Here is an 18,291-nt window from a genome sequence, read left to right on the forward strand (position 1 = left end):
TCTATACACTTTATAACCTTTTCTCTAAATAATAATGATTATGTCCTTTTGGATGATCTTCACTCACTCCAATGACTATAAATCCATGTTTTTTATAAAAATCCGGAGCTTGAAAGCTAAACGTATCTAAGTTGATTAGCCTACATCCTTTTTCAATTGCAAATTCTTCGATAAGTTTTATTAATTTACTTCCGTATCCTTCGTGTCTGCATTCTTCAGAAACCCATAGGAAATCAACATGTACATGGTGCCAAAATGTTATAGCTGTTATCCCACCTACTATTTCCTCTTTTTCATTTTTCACTATAAAACTAACCTTTTCCGAAGGTGTTTTCTCTTCATTTGAAAGATGTTTTTGATTATATTCAATTACTTTCTCTCGTATGTAATCACTATCTTCTTGAACCCATTGCTTTACTATCTTCATTTTACATATCACACTCCTTTTATTTTATCTATTCCATTTCATAATTGTATTGTCCTGTCTTTACTAATCAATGAAAGGAGCATAGTTAACGTTGTAATGAAAAAGAGCCCTACGATAAGGCCTCTTTTTAAAACTAAGCTATTTTTCGATGTAACTGCTTGATTTCCTTTTTCTTCTCGACATTTGGCGGACGAATTAATATAGAAATAATGAAAGAAATCGCACATAAAACACCTATTGTAATAAAAGTTGGTTGAAATCCACCAAGTAATGCTCCAATGAATGAACCTGCAAGTGCACCAAATCCGAAACCTTGATATACAATCCCGTAATTTGTACTATGATTTTTTAAACCGAAGAAATCTCCGACAATGGCTGGGAATATTGTAATATTACCGCCGAAGCAAAAGGCGACACTTGCTACACAAGCAAAATAAATCCCGTAATTTAATGGAATGAAACTAAGAGTAAAGACGGATACTCCAATAATAATAAATGTTGCAGAGACAATTTTCATTCTACCAATTTTATCTGATAACGTTCCAAGAATGATTCTACCTACTGTATTAAAGACTGCAATCATTGCGACGGCGTTAGCGGCGGTTGCTGCGCTAAGTCCAACGAGTTGTACGCCGATATCTTTTACCATACCGATTAAGTACAGACCACCCATACACGATGTGAATAACATGAAAAACAATAGATATACTTGTTTCGTTCTCATCATTTCACGTGGCGTATAATCATTGTGTAATGTTTCTGTTACCGTATTACTTACAATCGCTTCACGTAAGAAGAGCGATCCGATTAATACTAAAAGTAAGACGATAATGCCCCAATATAAAAATGCTTGTGATACACCTAGGCTATCGATAAGATTTCCGTTTATATATCTAAAAATTAAACTGCCCATTCCATATGCTGAAACAGATATTCCAGAAATAAGTCCTTTTCGATTTGGAAACCATTTAATTAAATTAGATAGTGACGTAATATAAGCTGTTCCATCCGCATACCCAACAACAACACCAGCTAATAAATATAGTAATGGTAAGGAAGAAACTTGTGAACTAAGTATTAAACCGAGTCCTAGAACAATTCCTGCAGTAGCGATAAGTTTACGAAGTCCTAATTTTCGCTGCAACTTTGCTGCAAACAAGGTTGAAAATGATAAAGAAAAGCTTGTTATGGAGAAAGTTATCGCAACTGAATTGAGATTCCATCCGAACTTACTTACAAGGGGTTGATTAAATAAACTCCATGTATAAATTGTTCCAAGGCCAATTTGAACAATGATTGTACCTAGAACAATTAATAGCGGATTTATAGAAGTTTGTTTCATACTAACTGTCCCCTTCTTTTATCTTGACATGAATTTTCACAGTTAGTATATCCATCATAAATTGCAAGATACTGTACGAAAAATGGAAATTAAGTTTATGTACACAAAAAGACACTTCATCATGAAGTGTCTTTTCGCAGGTTATATCAGATACATTTAAAGAAAGCTTTGTTAAGATAAGCCATTTTCAAGTGCTTATGTATATATGTTATCAAATATTTTCTTACATGTGATGGGACTTAAGACGTATTTTTTATTCGTCATATAGTCGGATGAGAAATTAATATTCGATTTCATCAAAATCTTTCGGCTGCGGTACAGTTTGCATGTTAGCTGCATCTTTCGGATCGCTAAAAATCGCATTTTGCTCTGTATTTACATCTTTTATATTTTGCTTTTTATCTTTGCTCACTTTATCTTTCAAATTCTTTCACTCCTTTTTGTTATAGGAGTAATTATGCCCTATTACAGCTAGTAAATGTATCGGCGACTAAATTGCTAAATTCACGTAAATAATATAAGTAATTATCACCGCCGTAGTTATATCTTTTATTGTACATTTTCGCAACAACTACATTATACTCAGGTATTACTAAAATGGTTGGTCCAGTAATTCCTAATATTTGATACGAACCTTTTGGAACACGTTCACCAAGTTCACTTAATTGTTTTGGTTCATTTTGAACGAACCAAAACAACCCGTTTTGTGGTAGTTCATTATTTTTATAAGCTGGACTCTGCAAGCTAGTAGCAATTTTTATAACTTCTTTTGGAACAACTTGTTTACCATTTATCATGCCTTGATTTAAATGAAGGTTGCCCCAATAAGCAAACTCTCTAGCTGAGACAAACAGATTTTTTTCGGTACCGTCATCTACTGTACCGACCTCACTGATCGCGTCTTCATTTGGATTATTAACAACGTTAACTAAATTTTCATTTTGCTGTATTCTCCATCCTGTTTCTTGGAAATTAGCAGGAGTAAATACACGCTCCTTTAACAATTCAGGAAAACTTTTATTATAAAGCCGATAAATGAGATGCGTCATCATTCTTACATTAATATCTCTATATGCCCAATCTTGTCCAGCTTCAAATTCACGGAAAATTGTCCCGTCATCCGTTTCTCCTAGACCGTGTGAATGAGTTACTAAATGCCTAATCGTTGTTTTATCAAGTAATGCAGGATCGAAGTCTTTAAAATACTTTATCGCTTCATCATCAATAGAGTTTATTTTCCCATCATAAAGCGCATACGCTACCATGAATCCTAAATAACTTTTTCTCGCAGAAGCGACGTTGAACTGTGAAGATGCTGTTACTTTTTTACTAGTAGATGTATTTGAATGATATCCACTATAATGCTCTAGTACAATTTTGTTATCCTTTATAATACATAGTGCTGTAGCAGAACTATGATTTTTTTCTTTTATATTCTCTACCCAAGAAATCAACTTTTCGTATGTATACAAATAAATCCCCCTTAATACTCATAAAAAATCACAACATGAAAGAAAAGTATTACTATAAACACCTTTCTTTCATGTGAAATATTATTGATTTTCTATACTTAAATGATCCACCAGTTCCAGCAATTAAAGCAACTGAAACATCCTGCGCAACCTACACATCCGCCGCAACGTCCTGCACAACCACCGCATCTGCCGCCACATCCACCACAGCGTCCACCACAACCTCCGCATCCACCGCAACGACGTGCATCGTCTTGAATATAATAGTATGGATATTGATTTTGTTGTTGATCCCAGTAAACTACATTACCAGATTGATAATCATTAAGGTTTAATGATTGTAGTTCTTGTTGAAACTGATTCATTACGAACCCCTCCATTTATAAGTAATTCCACCCAAATGTAAAAAGTTTATATATTTTTGTAAACCAAATAGAAACAAAGCTACAGACTAAATACGTACATCAACAAAATATGAACTTACACTAGGTGATGTACCTTGTTTTTTAGCCTATTTTCTTTATATCCTTTCGAAGGACGTATTTACTATACATAGAGTGATTTAAAAATTACTTATCCAACAATTTAGTAGTTCATCATTTAATTTTCTTTCTAGTAATTCTTTAACGGAGGGCATTGGCATGATTTTATAAGTTTTTAAAGATTCTTTACTATAATCTATCCAATGAAATGCTAAATGAGATTCTCTAGAATTTGGTGGTAAATCAATTTGTAACTCTTTTGAAGATACTTCAAAAATGTGGTTGATTTCATGATGAAGTATTTCTTTATCTTGCCATTGGTTTTCTATAACTCCTAAAAATCGTTTTATACTGCAGTTTACTTCAAGCTCCTTCTCTTAGTTCTCTTATTAATGCATTCTCTGCTGATTCCCCAATTTCAACATGGCCGCCAGGTAAAAAATAGTGATGCCCAATATATTCAGCAATCAATAATTTTTCATCTTTCTAGTCATTCACTATTACCTTGATTAAAGTAGTTATTTTCATTTCACGCTAATACTTAATAAAAGTTAAACAAATAAACGATATACTTGCTCACCGTCATAATCTTGCCCTAATGGTTGAAAACCGTAATGTTCATATAGTTTCTTTGCAGAGATATTCTCTTTATGTACTGTTAATCTAATTTCTTTACACGCCTTAAATTTATTTTTTATTAAATAAATGCTTTCTTGTAATGCTGATTTTCCATAACCATTGCCTTGCTGCTTTTGATCAATAATAAACCCGTTTATCCAATACATATTTGATGTCTCTCTTACAACCGCATGCATAATAAAACCAACCATAAGATTACTAACGTATATAGCAAATGGTATGTACTCTACATTGTCACCATCTGGCTTTATATATACTTTAGCAAGTGAAACTGCTACGGCGGGGACAAATTTCCTTTGATCTTCTTTAACTTGTAACTGTAATGCCTCTTCCCAATTCTCTCTCGTAACAACCTTTAACTGGACATTCAATATTGTAAGCTCCTTTATAAAGAGGATATATTTTTATATTCAACGTAGTGAAATAATTCCCTTTTTCGACAACAGCTTATAACATGATTTTTATAAAATCTTGAATAAATTTTTGTTCATCTATTTCTAATGCTATACGGGCCCCTTTAGATATTGAGCTAGGGCGAAAATCAGCAAATGTTTGTCCTTTCGTATCTCCGTATGTATCTACATTCACTGTACGATGCGCAAATTCAAAAAAACTTGGGTTAACTAATCCACTTATAGCAACCACATCATGTAGCAAAGGCCCTTCGATAGATGGATTAAGTTTTTGGTATGCAGATAAATAGTAATCATACATCGGTTTCATTATCGTATGAAATGGATTCTTTGAATTAGCTTGGATATAATTAAATACATTTGGAGTTAACACAGCTTTATTTGTTACATTTAAAGGGAATATGAATAAATTCTTTGCTTGCTGAAAAACAATTTTACTTGCTATAGGATCTCCATACACATTTGCCTCTGCTAATGGAGTAACGTTTCCTACTTCTAAAAAGACACCACCCATGAAATATATTCCTTTTACATTTAGTATTAAGTCATTCCATAAATTAAAAGCAATCGCTAATGAAGTAGATCTTCCTACATCAACAATTGTTAAATCTTTTCCATACTTTACAAGAATTGCAGCAATACTACCAAAATTATATATCGGAATAGATAATACGCTTTCTGGAACATGTATGGGCCCTAATCCTTCTAATCCATGAATTTCAGGATAGTACGTTGAAATTTCTTCAGTAAGTGGTTTTGTTGCGCCGCTAATGACAGGAATGTCTTGCCTATTTGCTAACTGTAAAATATACGCCGCATTATGTGCAGCATGTATATGCTCAACATTTCCATATCCAGTTACAATACCGACAATTTCAATTTCGGGATGCAGTAAACCATACATAATGGCAAATGAGTCATCAATTCCTGGATCTCCAAAAAATAATACTTTTTCCAAGAAATACTCTCCTTCCATAAAAAAATAAAGCAAACAATAGTTATGTATATGAAAAATGCAAGTATATCTATGCAAATTTTAGAATGGATAATGTGTTACGGGATATTAAAAAGGAACTAGCGCATGCTAATTCCTTCTCCCAGCTAACCATTATCAAATTCTATTATTTATCATATCCTTCATACATTTCATCATTTATTAGATTTTGTGTTTCTTTATCATCAGGTACAGGCTTCCACCAATTTCCCGTAATAAATAGCATCGTTAATAAATTATAACTATCACTAAAATAGCTTTCTCGCTTATTCTTCATCCAATCCCAACCACTATTTACCCACTTTTGATTATTGCTACTCGTTATACTTGCAGCAATAAACGGTGAAACAAATACAGCAGTTGGATAACTACCAATATTTGATCCGTTTAATTGATAACCATCCACAATTTTTGAAGGATTTCCATTCGTTTTATTTTGAATCCATGAAGAGACTTTATCAGAAATGACTTTACTTCTTTTCTCGCCGTACATCGCATAGTCCATTACAATTCTTAATGGTACCCGACTAGCATTGTAATAATATGCATTTGTATATTCTGACTCATCTAAGAAATCTTTAGGTGCGGGTTGTGGTGGGGTTTTTACAACAAAATCTGAAATAAGCCCTGTATTTGGAGAGTACTTATTACTAAATTGCGTATATACATCGTACAAATTATTAATAACAGTAAGCCAAGTTTTATCACCTGTAAATTCATAAAAAGCTCTAAGATGTGACATTATCCAATCAGATGGTCTCGTATCAAGTGAACTTTTAGAATCCCAATCTCCTAAATTTAGTCGGTTATTATTCGTAACATTACTAGCTTTAATACCTTTTGTAATCATGTCTTGTGCTTCTTTCAAATAATTAACTGTTCCATTAGATCCCCACTGCTTATGAGCAAGAAGAAGAGAATACGCAATATCTAAATCCCCATCAGTAGCAGAATCAAAATGACCTTGTGCTTTTTTACTATCTGCGACAACCCATCCCATTAAATTAGGATTTTGAGAGCTTTTAAAAGTTCTTGCTGTTTTAAATAAACCGTCATAGATTTTTTGAGCATTCGAATCATAACCAGCCATTAATACTGTAATTATCATCCCATACCCTTGACCTTCTGAAGTTCCAAGTGGCTTAAACCCATCCGCATCACCTGTAATCTCTCCTTTTACGTAATAACCACCAGGTAAAGAAGATAAATCATTTTTCAAATATTTCTTTTTCCAATTATCGTAGTAACTTCTTACAGAAGCATTTAAACTTTCCTGTGTAACATGATTCGGTTTTATAACACCTGCATAATTAACTTGCTGGGGAAATGGTTTCATTTCCTTTGCAGCAGCTACTTGTTGATTAACTACGGGAATAGAATTTTGTATTGAATTGTCCGTTACACTTGCTGCGAAACTAGAATTAGAAAAACTAGCTAGTCCGATTCCTACAATAGAAATACATATGAAAATTTTTCTTTTTCCATTCATTATGTTGTCAGCTCCTTTTAAAATGCTTACTACATAAAATGTAACATACAATATTTAACTGAAATACAAAATATTATATTTATCAACATAAGAAAGAAACTATATCAAAAAGTATCATAAAATCATTATTTAATTAAGTTATATCGATTTACTGTTTACTAGATTCCTATGTTTTTCTTTTCTTACTACTCGTATATGAGCAATCAATATCCCAAGTATAGTAATCCCACCTCCAATTACAGAAATAAAATTCGGTACTTCACCTAACCATACCCAAGCTATAAAGCACGCAGTGACTGGCGTTAAATATAGAGAACTTGTTGCCTCGGAAGCACCAGCACGAGATATAATATACTCTAAGGCAAGATACGGGAGTACTGTTGGAAATAAACCTAAATATATAACACTCACATTCACTTCAAGAGGAGCTGCTAGTATTTCTGTATAAATTCTCGGTAAGAAAATAAGCATACATACAGTGCTAGATAAAATTGTATATATGGTAAATGGCAAAAAGCCGTACTTTTTCAAGTAAGAAGTTTGGAAAACGAAAAATAGGCTTTCTGAAACGGCTGCTAATAATATAAATAATCCTCCACTATTAAATTGAATAGAACCTCCTTGACTAAATGATATGAGAGCAATTCCAATAAAACTAATTACACCACCGATCCAACCATTTAATTTCATTTTTTCATTCAAAAAAACAGAAGCAAGAATTGCTGTTACAATAGGAGTAACTGAAACAATTAAACTTGCCGATCCAGCATTTACAGTTTTTTCACCGTAGTTTAATGCAATGTGATAAATAGTAAACCCTAAAGCACCGAATATAAAAATCGCTGGAATGTCTTTCAAATCAGGTAATCGTAGTTTGTATATAAAGGAAAACACAAGAAGTATGAATGAAGCGATTAACAAGCGTAGTAAAGTAAGATGTTCAGGTGTGTATGATTCAAGCCCCATACGAATTGTCGGAAATGCAGTTCCCCATATTAGAATCGTAAAAGCGTGAGCACATATGATTTGTAAATCCCATTTTTTATTAAGCATGTTTTCTCTTCCTCTCCAATAAACCAACCATTTTCAAATTGCCAATTATTTCTTTTCATCATATTTAATAGTTGATACAATGTCTTCAACCAGTTATTTATCGAAAAAACCAACCACTTTTCATTTTTAAATAAACGAGGGAGTTTTTATATGACAATCGATAAAAAGGTGCCCAAATATCGGCAGATAATAGACTATATGAAAGAAAAAATTGAAAACGGAGAATGGCCAATCGGAAGTAAGATTCCTAGCCAGCGGCAGTTAGCAAAGTTATTTCATGTAAATCGGAGTACTGTAATAACTGCGCTAGAAGAGCTTATGGCTGACGGCTTAATTCAAGGGCAAATCGGGGCAGGAACAATTGTTATGAATAATACGTGGTCCTTATTAGCAACGAATCCCCCGCCTAATTGGAGTGAATATGTAAAGGCTGGTATTCATAAACCAAGTAAGGTAATGGTACGTGAAATAAATGAAGCAGAATCAAATAAAACACTTATCCATCTTAGTAAAGGCGAACTTGCCCCGCATCTTTTCCCACTAGAAACGATGCAATCCATTATTAAAAACGTTAGTGAAGAATTAGATTATTTCGGATATGAGGAACAAAAAGGTTTTTTTCCGTTACGTGAAGCAATAAGTAATTACGTAAAATCGTTTGGAATACACGTATCGCCTAACTCTATATTAATCGTCTCCGGTGCATTACAAGCATTACAATTAATATCAATTGGTCTTTTACATAGAAAATCAACCGTTTTACTCGAACAACCTTCTTACTTATATTCACTTCATGTTTTTCAATCAGCAAATATACACCTATCTGGTATAGCGATGGATCATTACGGGATTTTACCTAGCGATTTATTAACACGTATTAAATATAGTCAAAAGAAAAATATTTTATATTCTATTCCTTGTTTTCAAAATCCAACAGGGATATTAATGTCTGAAAAGCGCCGGAAAGAAATATTAAAAGTATGTGAAAAGGAACAGTTACCTATCATCGAAGACGATATTTACCGTGAGTTATGGATTGATGAACCTCCTCCAGCTCCTTTAAAATCGATAGATAAACATGGACATGTATTATATGTTGGTAGCCTCTCTAAAACACTAACTCCAGGACTTAGAATTGGATGGATTATCGGACCAGAACCTGTTATTGATAGATTATCAGATATAAAAATGCAAACAGACTATGGGTCTAGTTCTTTATCTCAAAGAGTTGCTGCTGAATGGATAAATAAAGGTTTTTATGAAGACCATGTAGCGAACGTAAGAACGCATTTAAAAGAACGAAGAAAAATGATGGTACAAGCTTTACATATGTATTGTGCAGACATAGCAACTTGGGATATTCCTAGTGGTGGATTTTTTATATGGCTAAAGGTTGTACCTAACATTCCGATGAAGAGACTATTTTTAGAGGCACTATCAAAAGGGATTCTTTTAAACCCAGGACGTATTTATGAAGAAGAATCAGATCAATGTATACGTTTATCGTATGGATATGCTTCTCCAGAACAAATAATTACCGGGATAAAATTGTTAAGTGGATTAATCCGTAAGTTAATGATATAACAAAAATCCTCTTTTATTTATAAGAGGATTTTTTGTGTACCTTATTTACCACAAACGCATTTCCTGTCCCAATAAAATAAGTTCTTCATAAGGATCTCCGTCAATTTTTAATACTTGAGCAAAAGCTAGTTCTGTTTTTATCCCTTGTTCTTTTAAGCGAATAATTTCTTCCCTTATATGTGGATTCTGCATTAATATCATGTGCTCAACAATCATATGTTTATATGCATTTTGGCTACGCACTGGCTTAGGTTGGGCAAATAATTCAAATTCAAAACCTTCAAATTTAAAATTCACCTTTATTGATTCAGTATTTTTAATTTTTTTCTTTTTTATTTTGAATCCTTCATAAGAACCATATAAAGATCTCATTTCCTGTTCAAAAACATCAAAGTTATGTACTTCCATTACAATATCTAAGTCAGATTGAAGAGTATCAATTCTTATAGGTATTGTCCCACAAAGAACAGGACTATACAAAGCTAAATCCTCCATTATGTTTAATGTATTCAAAACATCATATACTTTTTGTTGCTTGTCATTCCCTGATTGTAAATATGTAATAGATGTAAACATGGAAGTCTCTCCTTCATTTCACGTAATACGTGACTCACTAAATTCAAGAAAATTTGTCCGTTGAAATTTATTCTAAGAGTACCTTTATTTCAATATATTAAGACGAATAAACAATATGTTTCAACTTTTCTCCTATACTGCAATACTATAAAATAAAAAAGGAGGAATTATTATGAGCATTTTCAACATTCTTTTATCCATACACATTTTATTTGGAACAATATGCTTAATTACCGGTATTGTAGCGATGGTTGCTCAAAAGAAGAAAGGCAAACATACAGAATGGGGCGAAATATATCATGCATCTTATGTTGTTATCACCCTTACTGCAATCATATTGTCCATAATAAATTGGGATAAAATCGCATATTTATTTTATGTAGCAATTTTCTCTTATTCATTTGCGATTTATGGTTACCTTGCAAGAAAAAAGCGTTGGAAAAATTGGCTTCACCACCATATTAGAGGTATGTTAGGCTCTTATATTGGTGCCGTCACCGCACTTTTAGTAAATATAGGCATCCATATTCCTATTATAAATTTACTTCCGCCAATTTGGTTTTGGTTTTTACCTACTTTAATCGGCATTCCTCTCGTAGTCAGTGTATCAAAAAAATATAAAAAGCGTAGTTAAAATTAGTTACATTTTGATTACTTTCTAGTTCATTTTTATTCCATGTTTCCTATGATATAATGGGTTGTATTGTTTTTTACCATCTACATTAAATATAGGAGGATTTTGATGATACTATCACAAGATAAAAACATTAAACTAGCGATACATGGAATTACTTTATTATCTTTCTTGGTCTTTTTCCTCTTTGGTAATACACTTTTTTTTATACCCCTCATACTTTATTTCGTTTTCAAATCACAAAGTATAAAAGAAATGAATCTAGAATCAGCCCTTTTTCAATTTGGAGTATGGCTCGCTGTATTTCTTTGGAACTTCGTAGTAGTCCGTACGCTCATGTTTTCCTTATTACACATTGACTTGAGTACAAATTCCTTGTTTGTTATTTTTGGAACAATTCCACTATATATAATACTTTTAGCTGCTGTAATTTTAGGACCAATTAAAGGGATTTTATATGAATTACAAAATAAAGAGTTTCATTATCCTATTGTTTCACGATGGGTGCATAGAACTAAATAAAAAGAATCCAATAAAGTTATTGGATTCTTTTTATTTTCTCTTTTGCATAGTTATTTAAACTTCGGCTCAATGTATTCAATGATATTACCATCATGAAAACAGCCGTATATCATTTCCTATCGGGTAATTCTTTTTATTTATGATTTTTTAAATCCAATATTGAATGTAAACGATCCGGATAATTAGTAAACATCCCGTCGACTCCCCATGAAAGTAACTTTTTCATATCTTTTTCATTATCTACTGTAAATGGATGAACTTCTAATCCGTGTTTCTTTATTTTCTTTACGTAAGCTGAATCAATATATTTGTAATTCATACCAAGACCTATGCAGTATGTTTTATACTTTTCTATCTCTAATTCATTTAATTGAACTGACTTTTGATATGATAATAATTGTACTAGTGGGATATTAGCATGTAAACTATGAATCTTTTGCAGACTTTCTTCACTAAAGGATTGAATAATAACTTTATCACTTATTTGGTAGTACTTTATAATTTCTAATAGCTTTTCTTCCATACCCGGATATTCATCTGGTGACTTTGTTTCTATATAATAATTAGCATTATGCCCAAACATTTCTATAATTTCTTTTAACTTTGGAACTTTAGCATTTTCAAATTCTTTCTTTGCTAAATTCGGATATTTTTCATTGAAAAAAGAGCCTACATTTAGTTGCTTCATTTCTTCTAATGTATGTTCTTTTACTAACCCTTTACCGTTTGTTGTACGGTTTACGGTTTCATCATGCATAGCTACTAAATGTCCGTCTTTTGTCATTTGGAGATCAATTTCTATGTAATCCCCCTTCAATTGTTGGCCTAATTTATATGCTGCTATTGTATGTTCTGGTGCATACGCAGAAGCGCCTCTATGTGCGATATTCTTTATATGATTTGATTGATTAATAGCTTTAGTGTATTTATGTTCGTTTATTTGCCGAAAAACAAAGATACTTATTACTATGAAAAAACAAATGATTGTAATTAGAGATATTTTTTTCATAACGTTATGTTAACTCCTATATTTAAAACAATTTGACTTGTATGATTTACTCAAATAAATGTCGATTTTCAAAAACAGTCATTCGTCCAACAGCTTGAAAGCCCGACTTTTTATAAATATTGATTCCATCAGGTGAAGCTTGTAAAACGCAATAAGTATTTTTTAATTTCTTTGCTTCTTGCAGCAAGAAGTTAAACATAGTAGAACCAAATCCTCGTCCTCTCATCTCTTCTTGAGTTGCTATGTCATAAATACCAATACTATCTTTTGTACAGACCAACGAACCAACAGTTACAACTTCATCTTTATACATACCTAAGTATAGCTTCATATTTTCACTATTCCATAAATCGAAAGAAGAAATTTGATTATAGAATGATTGTACATGTATACCTTCCTCTGATGTACCGAATAGATCAGCTAGCGTTTCTCCAAATCTTTGTATTTGTCCGAGCGAAGATGCTTGTTGAATTGTAAAGCCTACTGGCGTGTCTATTGTTGGAGAAATTGTTTTTAAGTCTGCAACCATCGCAATACTATGTTCTGCTTCTTTTAAACCAAATTTTAATAACTCGCTCTTAATAGTCTGCCCTTGTTCTTCATCCCAAAGCCAAACACACATTGGAAACTGCTTTTGATTATAGTATTCTACCTCCTTATTTAATTGCTTAGCTCTATCTGTTACATTATTGTTAAGTAAAGTAATGATATTAAATGTATCTGCAGGTAAACCACAGTCGACAGCAATGTAATCCTTCGTTTCTTTTACATTCATTCCTTGCACAAGTCTAGCAATATATGAGATTTTAAATGTAAAATTATCTAATAGTAACTGTTTATAATTCATAAATTGTGCTCCTTTCATAAAAATTAGTATCCGAACTCTTTGATTTTAAATATAACACATAAGTTATTTACCTTTTTCTATAAAAATATCTCTTTAATTTATGCGGGATAGCTTAAAAGAATTAAAAATGATATAACGTTGTCGGAATGAAAAAAGTGGTATATAATAAACATTAACATTACTAGTAATTATTTTAGGTATTCCTAGAATAAAGGAGCGATACATATGAAAATTACTATTTATTTCGGAAGTCATGAAGATCAAGATGTACGTACTATGGACTGTCATTTAGATGTAGAAGATACAGAAGAGATTGTTTCTGTATCATAATATAAATATACGGGATAAACCCTATTCCCTACAGCGTTTAAGACACCTTTTACAGGTGTCTTTTTTGTTGTTTTTTTCATCAAAAACCCTTTACTTTAGAGTGTTTTAATAGTAAAATATACACATACGAACAAATGTTCTTTTACTTTAATTGTACATGAAGGGATGATTTTTACAATGGCTCAAGCAAAGCGCAGAGGAAGAAAAAAGCAAACACCTATTATTTCAAATACAGGCTTTATCGGCTCTGTCTTTATTGATACATTGGAGTTACAAAAGAAATCCTATTATTTCGCTCGTAAAAAACTTCAAATTGTTCATCATGTACTTGATGGTCTATCTGGAGCAATGAGCGCATTATTTAAAGAACATAATATCACTGCATATATGTCATGTGTATATTTACATAACCAAAAGAAAATCGGCTTTGTTCTTTCAACAAAACCTTTTGAACAAAGTGATGGTGTGTCTTATTTTATAAATTATTTGATCGAAAAGAATTTTTATGGTAACGAAGATGTAGAATACCAAGAAGTATTTAATACAGGTTTTATCGGTGTAGTATTCGCCGATTTATCTAGTATAGATCGCTTTAATTTTGAGTTTGAAATGGGTATGTTAACAAAGTTAATGAAAGATATGATTATTCCCGTTAAAGAACTCTTTTTACGCCATAATGTACCGGCTTATATCTCCACTTCTCATTTAGATGAGCAAAACAAATTAGGTTTCGTACTTTCTGTAAAACCGTATGATGAACGTGCAGAAGCAGATTTATACTTTGAAATGTATTTAAAAGAGCGTGGATTATTTATTGGTGATGAAGAAGATGATATTGATAAGATTGTTATTAGAAAGACAGCTGAATTACGATAAAAAAGCGCAGGATGATGATCCTGCGCTTTTTTATCTGTAACAATATCAAATAGTTACGTTAAACACTATAATCTTTGGAATGAATTTCTAAATTGAACTTATTTGAATAAGCTTTATTCAAAATAAGAAATACTATTCCTCCTGCAATTGGAAGCGTGTAGGCTGGAATATAATTTAATAATAGACCTGATAATGCCAGTGCTATCGGCTGCATCATTTTACCTATACTTAATCCAATACTGAGCACTCTTCCCCTATATTCATCAGGAACTTCTTTTTGCATGAAATAAATTAAAGGAATATCAATTAACGCTATTATTAGCCCGAAAGAGAACATAACAACACAATACGTAATAACGCATACAAAATCATTTGCTTCAAAACTTTTGAATAAAACTGGAATTCCTGAAATAATCATAAAAACTGCCAACATTGAACTTAGCTTTTTCAAAAGATAAGAGTAAGAAAAACGATTAGTTATCTTTTTCACTAAAATTGCACCAATTATCATCCCTACTGGAAAAGTTCCTTGAATGATACCAAATTGCTTCGAACTAAGATTGAGAACTGTGTTAATAATGTATGGTAATGGAACAGTTACAGCAAATCCTAAGAAGAAATTAAGCGAAATTAAAATATGAAACGTATTCTTTAAGCTTTCCCTCTCCATTAAGTAAAAGTATCCCTCTTTTATATCTTTAATAAAATTAATTTCTCTTATTGAACATTCCTCCTTTATATCGTGCCCGAACAATTTAAAGTGAATAAACAGTATGGATATGCCAGAAAGGATAAATGAAATACCGTTTATCATTATAAAAAGTTTTATGTCTACAACAGCAAAAACGATACCACCTAACATAGGACCGAGAATTAAAGATACAGAATCAATAATTTTACTTATAGAATTAATACTCATTAACCTCTCTTTAGAGACGATATTCGGTTTTGCGGATTCTAATCCTATTCCAAAAAACGTTGTAAATACTGTTAAAAGAAAAGTAGTAGTATAAATGATGAATAAGTTTAATCCATAATTACTGCTCAATGTATAAACAGTAATTAATAAGCCTCCACTTAGTAAATCCATACAAACGACCAGTTTCTTTTTATCAACTTTATCTGCGATTACACCTGCAAATGGATTCATAACAATCATTGGAATCGTTCCTAAAATAAGCGTAATTGCGAAATTCCATGCTGATCCGGTTATTTGTAACACATACAATCCTAATGCGAAACTATAAATAGAGCTACCAAATATTGATACTGTTTTCCCAAATGAATAGAGATAAATATTTCTTAGTTCTTGAGTACTTTGCTCATTTTGTGAATGTATTCGTAAACGTCCCATAACTCTTTCCTCCCGTTTAACTTTGTATTACATACAGTGTAAGTTCTCGGGTCAACCCAATATCAATATGCTATTATTAAAAAGTTTTAAAAGAAAAATAAAAGAAGATGGGGTTAACCCCATCTTCTTCCGAAAAATGAATATGTATAAATTTCTTCTCCTTGAACGAAGAAATTTTCGTATTTCCCGCCTCTTTCCAAATAATTAGAAGTTCTTTCATCAATGGTTTGAAACTGTAGTTTTTGAATTTCTCCCTTAACTTTTGAAGAGGTAAAATTCTCTCGTAATCTAATTGATATATGACTATGTATGCTGAAATTTTTAAATAAAATATATGAGCTTAGCATATAACACTCTGGCTTAAAAAGTGGATTTAATTCATGCAACAAAAAGTTTTTATGCTCAAAACTATAATTACTTGTACCAGACTGATCAATGACAATATCAGCAGAATAATTCTGAATAGGTATGTTTAAAAAGTCGGCACAGATAAATAGAATGTTTCTTTTCGGGTTTCTTCTTTCAATTACATCTTTTAAAAATAAAAGTTTATTCAAATCTCGATCAACAGCAATATATAGGCAATTTCCTGGTAGTTCCTCATAAATATTTCGTAAAAAGAACCCAATACCAGATCCTAAATCAAGTAGTATTTTTTCATTTAAATCTAGTTGCATTAGTTTCTTTTTCGCCCATTCTCCTCCTCTTTGAACATTTTCCAAAAAAGCAGTATCAGTTTCATGGATATAATCCGAAATAGAATCTTCAAGTGATGTCTTTTCATATGCTTTATATGAGTTTCCAGCTGTTAAAACCCCTGAAATAATCGCGTATTCTTCACCACAATTACAAATTAACTTTCCCTCAACAATTTGATTCTTATTGATAATGCCATCTTCAAGAATCAAATTTCCGTTACACTTAAAACACTTAAATACATTAAGTACGTTTAAATCTATCCCTAAAATTGAATTCGAAATTTTAGTTTTTATAGATAAATTATTTAACGCTTCCTTTAATTTATCTTTTTGTTCCTCTAAATTTTTTATTTCCTGTTCAATCTTTTCATATTTCAATTTAAATAAAGATTGATAAAAAGTATTTTTTTCGTAATCTATAGATTTCCCTAAATTTTTATAAAGAAAAAGATCTTTAATTTCATTTAAGCTAAATCCTAGCCTTTTGTACTCTAAAATAAGTTCCATATCTTTTTGACAATACTCATCAAAAAAATAGTGCCCACCTTTCTTTTCAGGAATAATGAGACCGAGGTCTATATAATGTCTAATCGTATCTACACTTACAGTATTTACTTCTGCAAACTTACTGATTTTCATACTATCACTACCATTTATATATTTGTTTATACATACTTCTTTATTATTTTAAAAAATCCTTTCATCTCCCTATACAAAATTATTTATGGTATGAAAAAGATGTAATTCATTTTAGGGTTCCGTCACATACTCATCCAGCTAAGCTTATATAAGTTTAGCTATTCTTTTTTAATCTTGAATTTTGGCGTAAGTAATACAGTCTTTTTCTGTTTTCATTGAATTGGAATATGTAAGGTTACGTACTTTAACCATAGAGGACTTGTACTACCCGTTCCTATCAATTTCATAGACGTGTAGGATGTTATTTTATGGGAAGTGTTCTTGCTGTGGGATCGGTATTGTAAATATAGATGAACGTGGTTCAAGTCAAAAAAGGTACTCCTAGGAGTACCTTTTTTGACTATTCTGTATGTGCGAACGTTTTCAAAAATTATTGGATATAAATTGACGTACGCATTGTATTAAATGGCGCGTTTATAGATGTTTTTTGGTATTCAAATGTTCCTTGTTGATGTCCAGAAGCATCCCATTTGTAATACCAGCCAACGATTGGTTTTCCGCCGATTATTGTGGATCCAATACTTTTTACATTAGAACCATTTATTTTAGTAAATGGATTTTGACCGTATCCCATCTCTTTCGTTGTAATATATAAGTATTTTCCCCCGTGGTTACGTGATGTGCTAAAGCTGTTTGAGTTAATTGTTTCTACTCCGCCCAGCTCAGACTCTACTTGTACGACGTTTAGTGAAGTAAGTGGTGCTGCAGGTCCAGCTGAAGCTTCTGTTGCCATTCCTAAACCGACGAACGCTGTGATTGCTAACGATGAAATCCCTAGTGCTGCTTTTTTAAACATAAAAAACATCCCCTTCCATCTATTGTTTTCTCTTTCATTGCCAATATAATCCTAA

At 31.9% G+C, this 18,291-nt stretch carries 19 protein-coding genes and 1 pseudogene; 4 read left to right on the forward strand and 16 right to left on the reverse strand.

Features of this window, described 5'->3' with window-relative positions; translation table 11 throughout:
* Nucleotides 1–10: 10 nt before the first annotated feature.
* From G9F74_RS12325 to G9F74_RS12370, 10 genes and pseudogenes are all read right to left on the reverse strand, one after another.
* Nucleotides 11–427: a GNAT family N-acetyltransferase gene (locus G9F74_RS12325; RefSeq protein ID WP_000706728.1), complete on the reverse strand. Its 417-nt coding sequence runs from the start codon at nucleotides 425–427 to the stop codon at nucleotides 11–13.
* A gap of 133 nt (nucleotides 428–560) precedes the next feature.
* A complete protein-coding gene (locus tag G9F74_RS12330; protein ID WP_000815141.1) occupies nucleotides 561–1,769 on the reverse strand; it encodes an L-lactate MFS transporter in 1,209 nt (402 codons plus the stop codon).
* Between the two features lie 280 nt (nucleotides 1,770–2,049).
* The gene (locus G9F74_RS12335) at nucleotides 2,050–2,193 is read right to left on the reverse strand and encodes a hypothetical protein (RefSeq protein WP_000653682.1); all 144 of its coding nucleotides are present in this window, start codon (nucleotides 2,191–2,193) and stop codon (nucleotides 2,050–2,052) included.
* A gap of 31 nt (nucleotides 2,194–2,224) precedes the next feature.
* Entirely contained in the window at nucleotides 2,225–3,241 is a 1,017-nt protein-coding gene (locus tag G9F74_RS12340; RefSeq protein ID WP_000288924.1) for a serine hydrolase domain-containing protein, read from the reverse strand.
* A 98-nt stretch (nucleotides 3,242–3,339) separates the two neighbouring features.
* A complete protein-coding gene (locus tag G9F74_RS12345) occupies nucleotides 3,340–3,606 on the reverse strand; it encodes a heterocycloanthracin/sonorensin family bacteriocin (RefSeq protein WP_001071376.1) in 267 nt (88 codons plus the stop codon).
* 197 nt (nucleotides 3,607–3,803) lie between these two features.
* A pseudogene (locus G9F74_RS12350) lies at nucleotides 3,804–4,194 on the reverse strand (NUDIX domain-containing protein).
* An 80-nt stretch (nucleotides 4,195–4,274) separates the two neighbouring features.
* The gene (locus tag G9F74_RS12355) at nucleotides 4,275–4,733 is read right to left on the reverse strand and encodes a GNAT family N-acetyltransferase (protein ID WP_001102693.1); all 459 of its coding nucleotides are present in this window, start codon (nucleotides 4,731–4,733) and stop codon (nucleotides 4,275–4,277) included.
* A 76-nt stretch (nucleotides 4,734–4,809) separates the two neighbouring features.
* A complete protein-coding gene (locus G9F74_RS12360) occupies nucleotides 4,810–5,733 on the reverse strand; it encodes a nucleoside hydrolase (RefSeq protein WP_000416770.1) in 924 nt (307 codons plus the stop codon).
* 163 nt (nucleotides 5,734–5,896) lie between these two features.
* Nucleotides 5,897–7,258, reverse strand: a complete 1,362-nt coding sequence (locus G9F74_RS12365) for a family 8 glycosyl hydrolase (RefSeq protein WP_016108535.1) — start codon at nucleotides 7,256–7,258, stop codon at nucleotides 5,897–5,899.
* A 138-nt stretch (nucleotides 7,259–7,396) separates the two neighbouring features.
* Nucleotides 7,397–8,311 (reverse strand): DMT family transporter, encoded by a 915-nt coding sequence (locus tag G9F74_RS12370; protein WP_016108534.1) that lies wholly within the window; start codon nucleotides 8,309–8,311, stop codon nucleotides 7,397–7,399.
* Nucleotides 8,312–8,461: 150 nt separating this feature from the next.
* Here G9F74_RS12370 and pdxR point away from each other — a divergent pair, with 150 nt between their 5' ends.
* Complete coding sequence (pdxR, locus tag G9F74_RS12375) at nucleotides 8,462–9,895, forward strand: MocR-like pyridoxine biosynthesis transcription factor PdxR (RefSeq protein ID WP_016108533.1); 1,434 nt, start codon at nucleotides 8,462–8,464, stop codon at nucleotides 9,893–9,895.
* Nucleotides 9,896–9,940: 45 nt separating this feature from the next.
* Here pdxR and G9F74_RS12380 read toward each other — a convergent pair whose 3' ends face one another.
* Nucleotides 9,941–10,471, reverse strand: a complete 531-nt coding sequence (locus tag G9F74_RS12380) for a DUF4269 domain-containing protein (protein WP_000495195.1) — start codon at nucleotides 10,469–10,471, stop codon at nucleotides 9,941–9,943.
* A 172-nt stretch (nucleotides 10,472–10,643) separates the two neighbouring features.
* On the opposite strand from G9F74_RS12380, the gene G9F74_RS12385 reads away from it, so the two are divergent.
* Both G9F74_RS12385 and G9F74_RS12390 read left to right on the forward strand, forming a co-directional pair.
* Complete coding sequence (locus tag G9F74_RS12385; RefSeq protein WP_000021723.1) at nucleotides 10,644–11,105, forward strand: DUF2306 domain-containing protein; 462 nt, start codon at nucleotides 10,644–10,646, stop codon at nucleotides 11,103–11,105.
* 108 nt (nucleotides 11,106–11,213) lie between these two features.
* Nucleotides 11,214–11,627, forward strand: coding sequence for a magnetosome magnetite crystal formation protein family (locus G9F74_RS12390; RefSeq protein WP_016108532.1), 414 nt, complete (start codon nucleotides 11,214–11,216; stop codon nucleotides 11,625–11,627).
* Between the two features lie 133 nt (nucleotides 11,628–11,760).
* On the opposite strand, the gene G9F74_RS12395 is transcribed toward G9F74_RS12390, so the two are convergent.
* Both G9F74_RS12395 and G9F74_RS12400 read right to left on the reverse strand, forming a co-directional pair.
* Nucleotides 11,761–12,636 carry a glycerophosphodiester phosphodiesterase gene (locus G9F74_RS12395; RefSeq protein WP_000724034.1) on the reverse strand — a complete coding sequence of 292 codons (876 nt, stop codon included), beginning with the start codon at nucleotides 12,634–12,636 and terminating at the stop codon, nucleotides 11,761–11,763.
* A 46-nt stretch (nucleotides 12,637–12,682) separates the two neighbouring features.
* Nucleotides 12,683–13,483, reverse strand: coding sequence for a GNAT family N-acetyltransferase (locus G9F74_RS12400; RefSeq protein WP_016108531.1), 801 nt, complete (start codon nucleotides 13,481–13,483; stop codon nucleotides 12,683–12,685).
* Between the two features lie 495 nt (nucleotides 13,484–13,978).
* On the opposite strand from G9F74_RS12400, the gene G9F74_RS12405 reads away from it, so the two are divergent.
* Entirely contained in the window at nucleotides 13,979–14,689 is a 711-nt protein-coding gene (locus G9F74_RS12405) for a hypothetical protein (RefSeq protein ID WP_002038924.1), read from the forward strand.
* Between the two features lie 58 nt (nucleotides 14,690–14,747).
* Here the strand turns inward: G9F74_RS12405 and G9F74_RS12410 are convergent, their stop codons facing one another.
* The 3 genes from G9F74_RS12410 to G9F74_RS12420 form a co-directional block, all read right to left on the reverse strand.
* Nucleotides 14,748–16,043, reverse strand: a complete 1,296-nt coding sequence (locus G9F74_RS12410) for an MFS transporter (protein ID WP_000533145.1) — start codon at nucleotides 16,041–16,043, stop codon at nucleotides 14,748–14,750.
* Nucleotides 16,044–16,156: 113 nt separating this feature from the next.
* Nucleotides 16,157–17,380 (reverse strand): methyltransferase domain-containing protein, encoded by a 1,224-nt coding sequence (locus G9F74_RS12415; RefSeq protein ID WP_016108530.1) that lies wholly within the window; start codon nucleotides 17,378–17,380, stop codon nucleotides 16,157–16,159.
* A 430-nt stretch (nucleotides 17,381–17,810) separates the two neighbouring features.
* Nucleotides 17,811–18,236, reverse strand: coding sequence for a DUF4879 domain-containing protein (locus tag G9F74_RS12420; RefSeq protein ID WP_016108529.1), 426 nt, complete (start codon nucleotides 18,234–18,236; stop codon nucleotides 17,811–17,813).
* Nucleotides 18,237–18,291: the final 55 nt, after the last annotated feature.

It is taken from the genome of Bacillus sp. EKM202B (genome assembly GCF_011066025.1).
In the GTDB taxonomy this organism is placed as follows: Bacteria; Bacillota; Bacilli; order Bacillales; family Bacillaceae_G; genus Bacillus_A; species Bacillus_A toyonensis.

Excerpts from the sequence above, each read along its gene's own strand:
- G9F74_RS12325 (WP_000706728.1), bottom strand. The coding sequence starts at position 427 with ATGAAGATAGTAAAGCAATGGGTTCAAGAAGATAGTGATTACATACGA.
- G9F74_RS12330 (WP_000815141.1), bottom strand. The coding sequence starts at position 1,769 with ATGAAACAAACTTCTATAAATCCGCTATTAATTGTTCTAGGTACAATC.
- G9F74_RS12345 (WP_001071376.1), bottom strand. The coding sequence starts at position 3,606 with ATGAATCAGTTTCAACAAGAACTACAATCATTAAACCTTAATGATTAT.
- G9F74_RS12365 (WP_016108535.1), bottom strand. The coding sequence starts at position 7,258 with ATGAATGGAAAAAGAAAAATTTTCATATGTATTTCTATTGTAGGAATC.
- G9F74_RS12370 (WP_016108534.1), bottom strand. The coding sequence starts at position 8,311 with ATGCTTAATAAAAAATGGGATTTACAAATCATATGTGCTCACGCTTTT.
- pdxR (WP_016108533.1), top strand. The coding sequence starts at position 8,462 with ATGACAATCGATAAAAAGGTGCCCAAATATCGGCAGATAATAGACTAT.
- G9F74_RS12380 (WP_000495195.1), bottom strand. The coding sequence starts at position 10,471 with ATGTTTACATCTATTACATATTTACAATCAGGGAATGACAAGCAACAA.
- G9F74_RS12385 (WP_000021723.1), top strand. The coding sequence starts at position 10,644 with ATGAGCATTTTCAACATTCTTTTATCCATACACATTTTATTTGGAACA.
- G9F74_RS12390 (WP_016108532.1), top strand. The coding sequence starts at position 11,214 with ATGATACTATCACAAGATAAAAACATTAAACTAGCGATACATGGAATT.
- G9F74_RS12395 (WP_000724034.1), bottom strand. The coding sequence starts at position 12,636 with ATGAAAAAAATATCTCTAATTACAATCATTTGTTTTTTCATAGTAATA.
- G9F74_RS12400 (WP_016108531.1), bottom strand. The coding sequence starts at position 13,483 with ATGAATTATAAACAGTTACTATTAGATAATTTTACATTTAAAATCTCA.
- G9F74_RS12405 (WP_002038924.1), top strand. The coding sequence starts at position 13,979 with ATGATTTTTACAATGGCTCAAGCAAAGCGCAGAGGAAGAAAAAAGCAA.
- G9F74_RS12410 (WP_000533145.1), bottom strand. The coding sequence starts at position 16,043 with ATGGGACGTTTACGAATACATTCACAAAATGAGCAAAGTACTCAAGAA.
- G9F74_RS12415 (WP_016108530.1), bottom strand. The coding sequence starts at position 17,380 with ATGAAAATCAGTAAGTTTGCAGAAGTAAATACTGTAAGTGTAGATACG.
- G9F74_RS12420 (WP_016108529.1), bottom strand. The coding sequence starts at position 18,236 with ATGTTTAAAAAAGCAGCACTAGGGATTTCATCGTTAGCAATCACAGCG.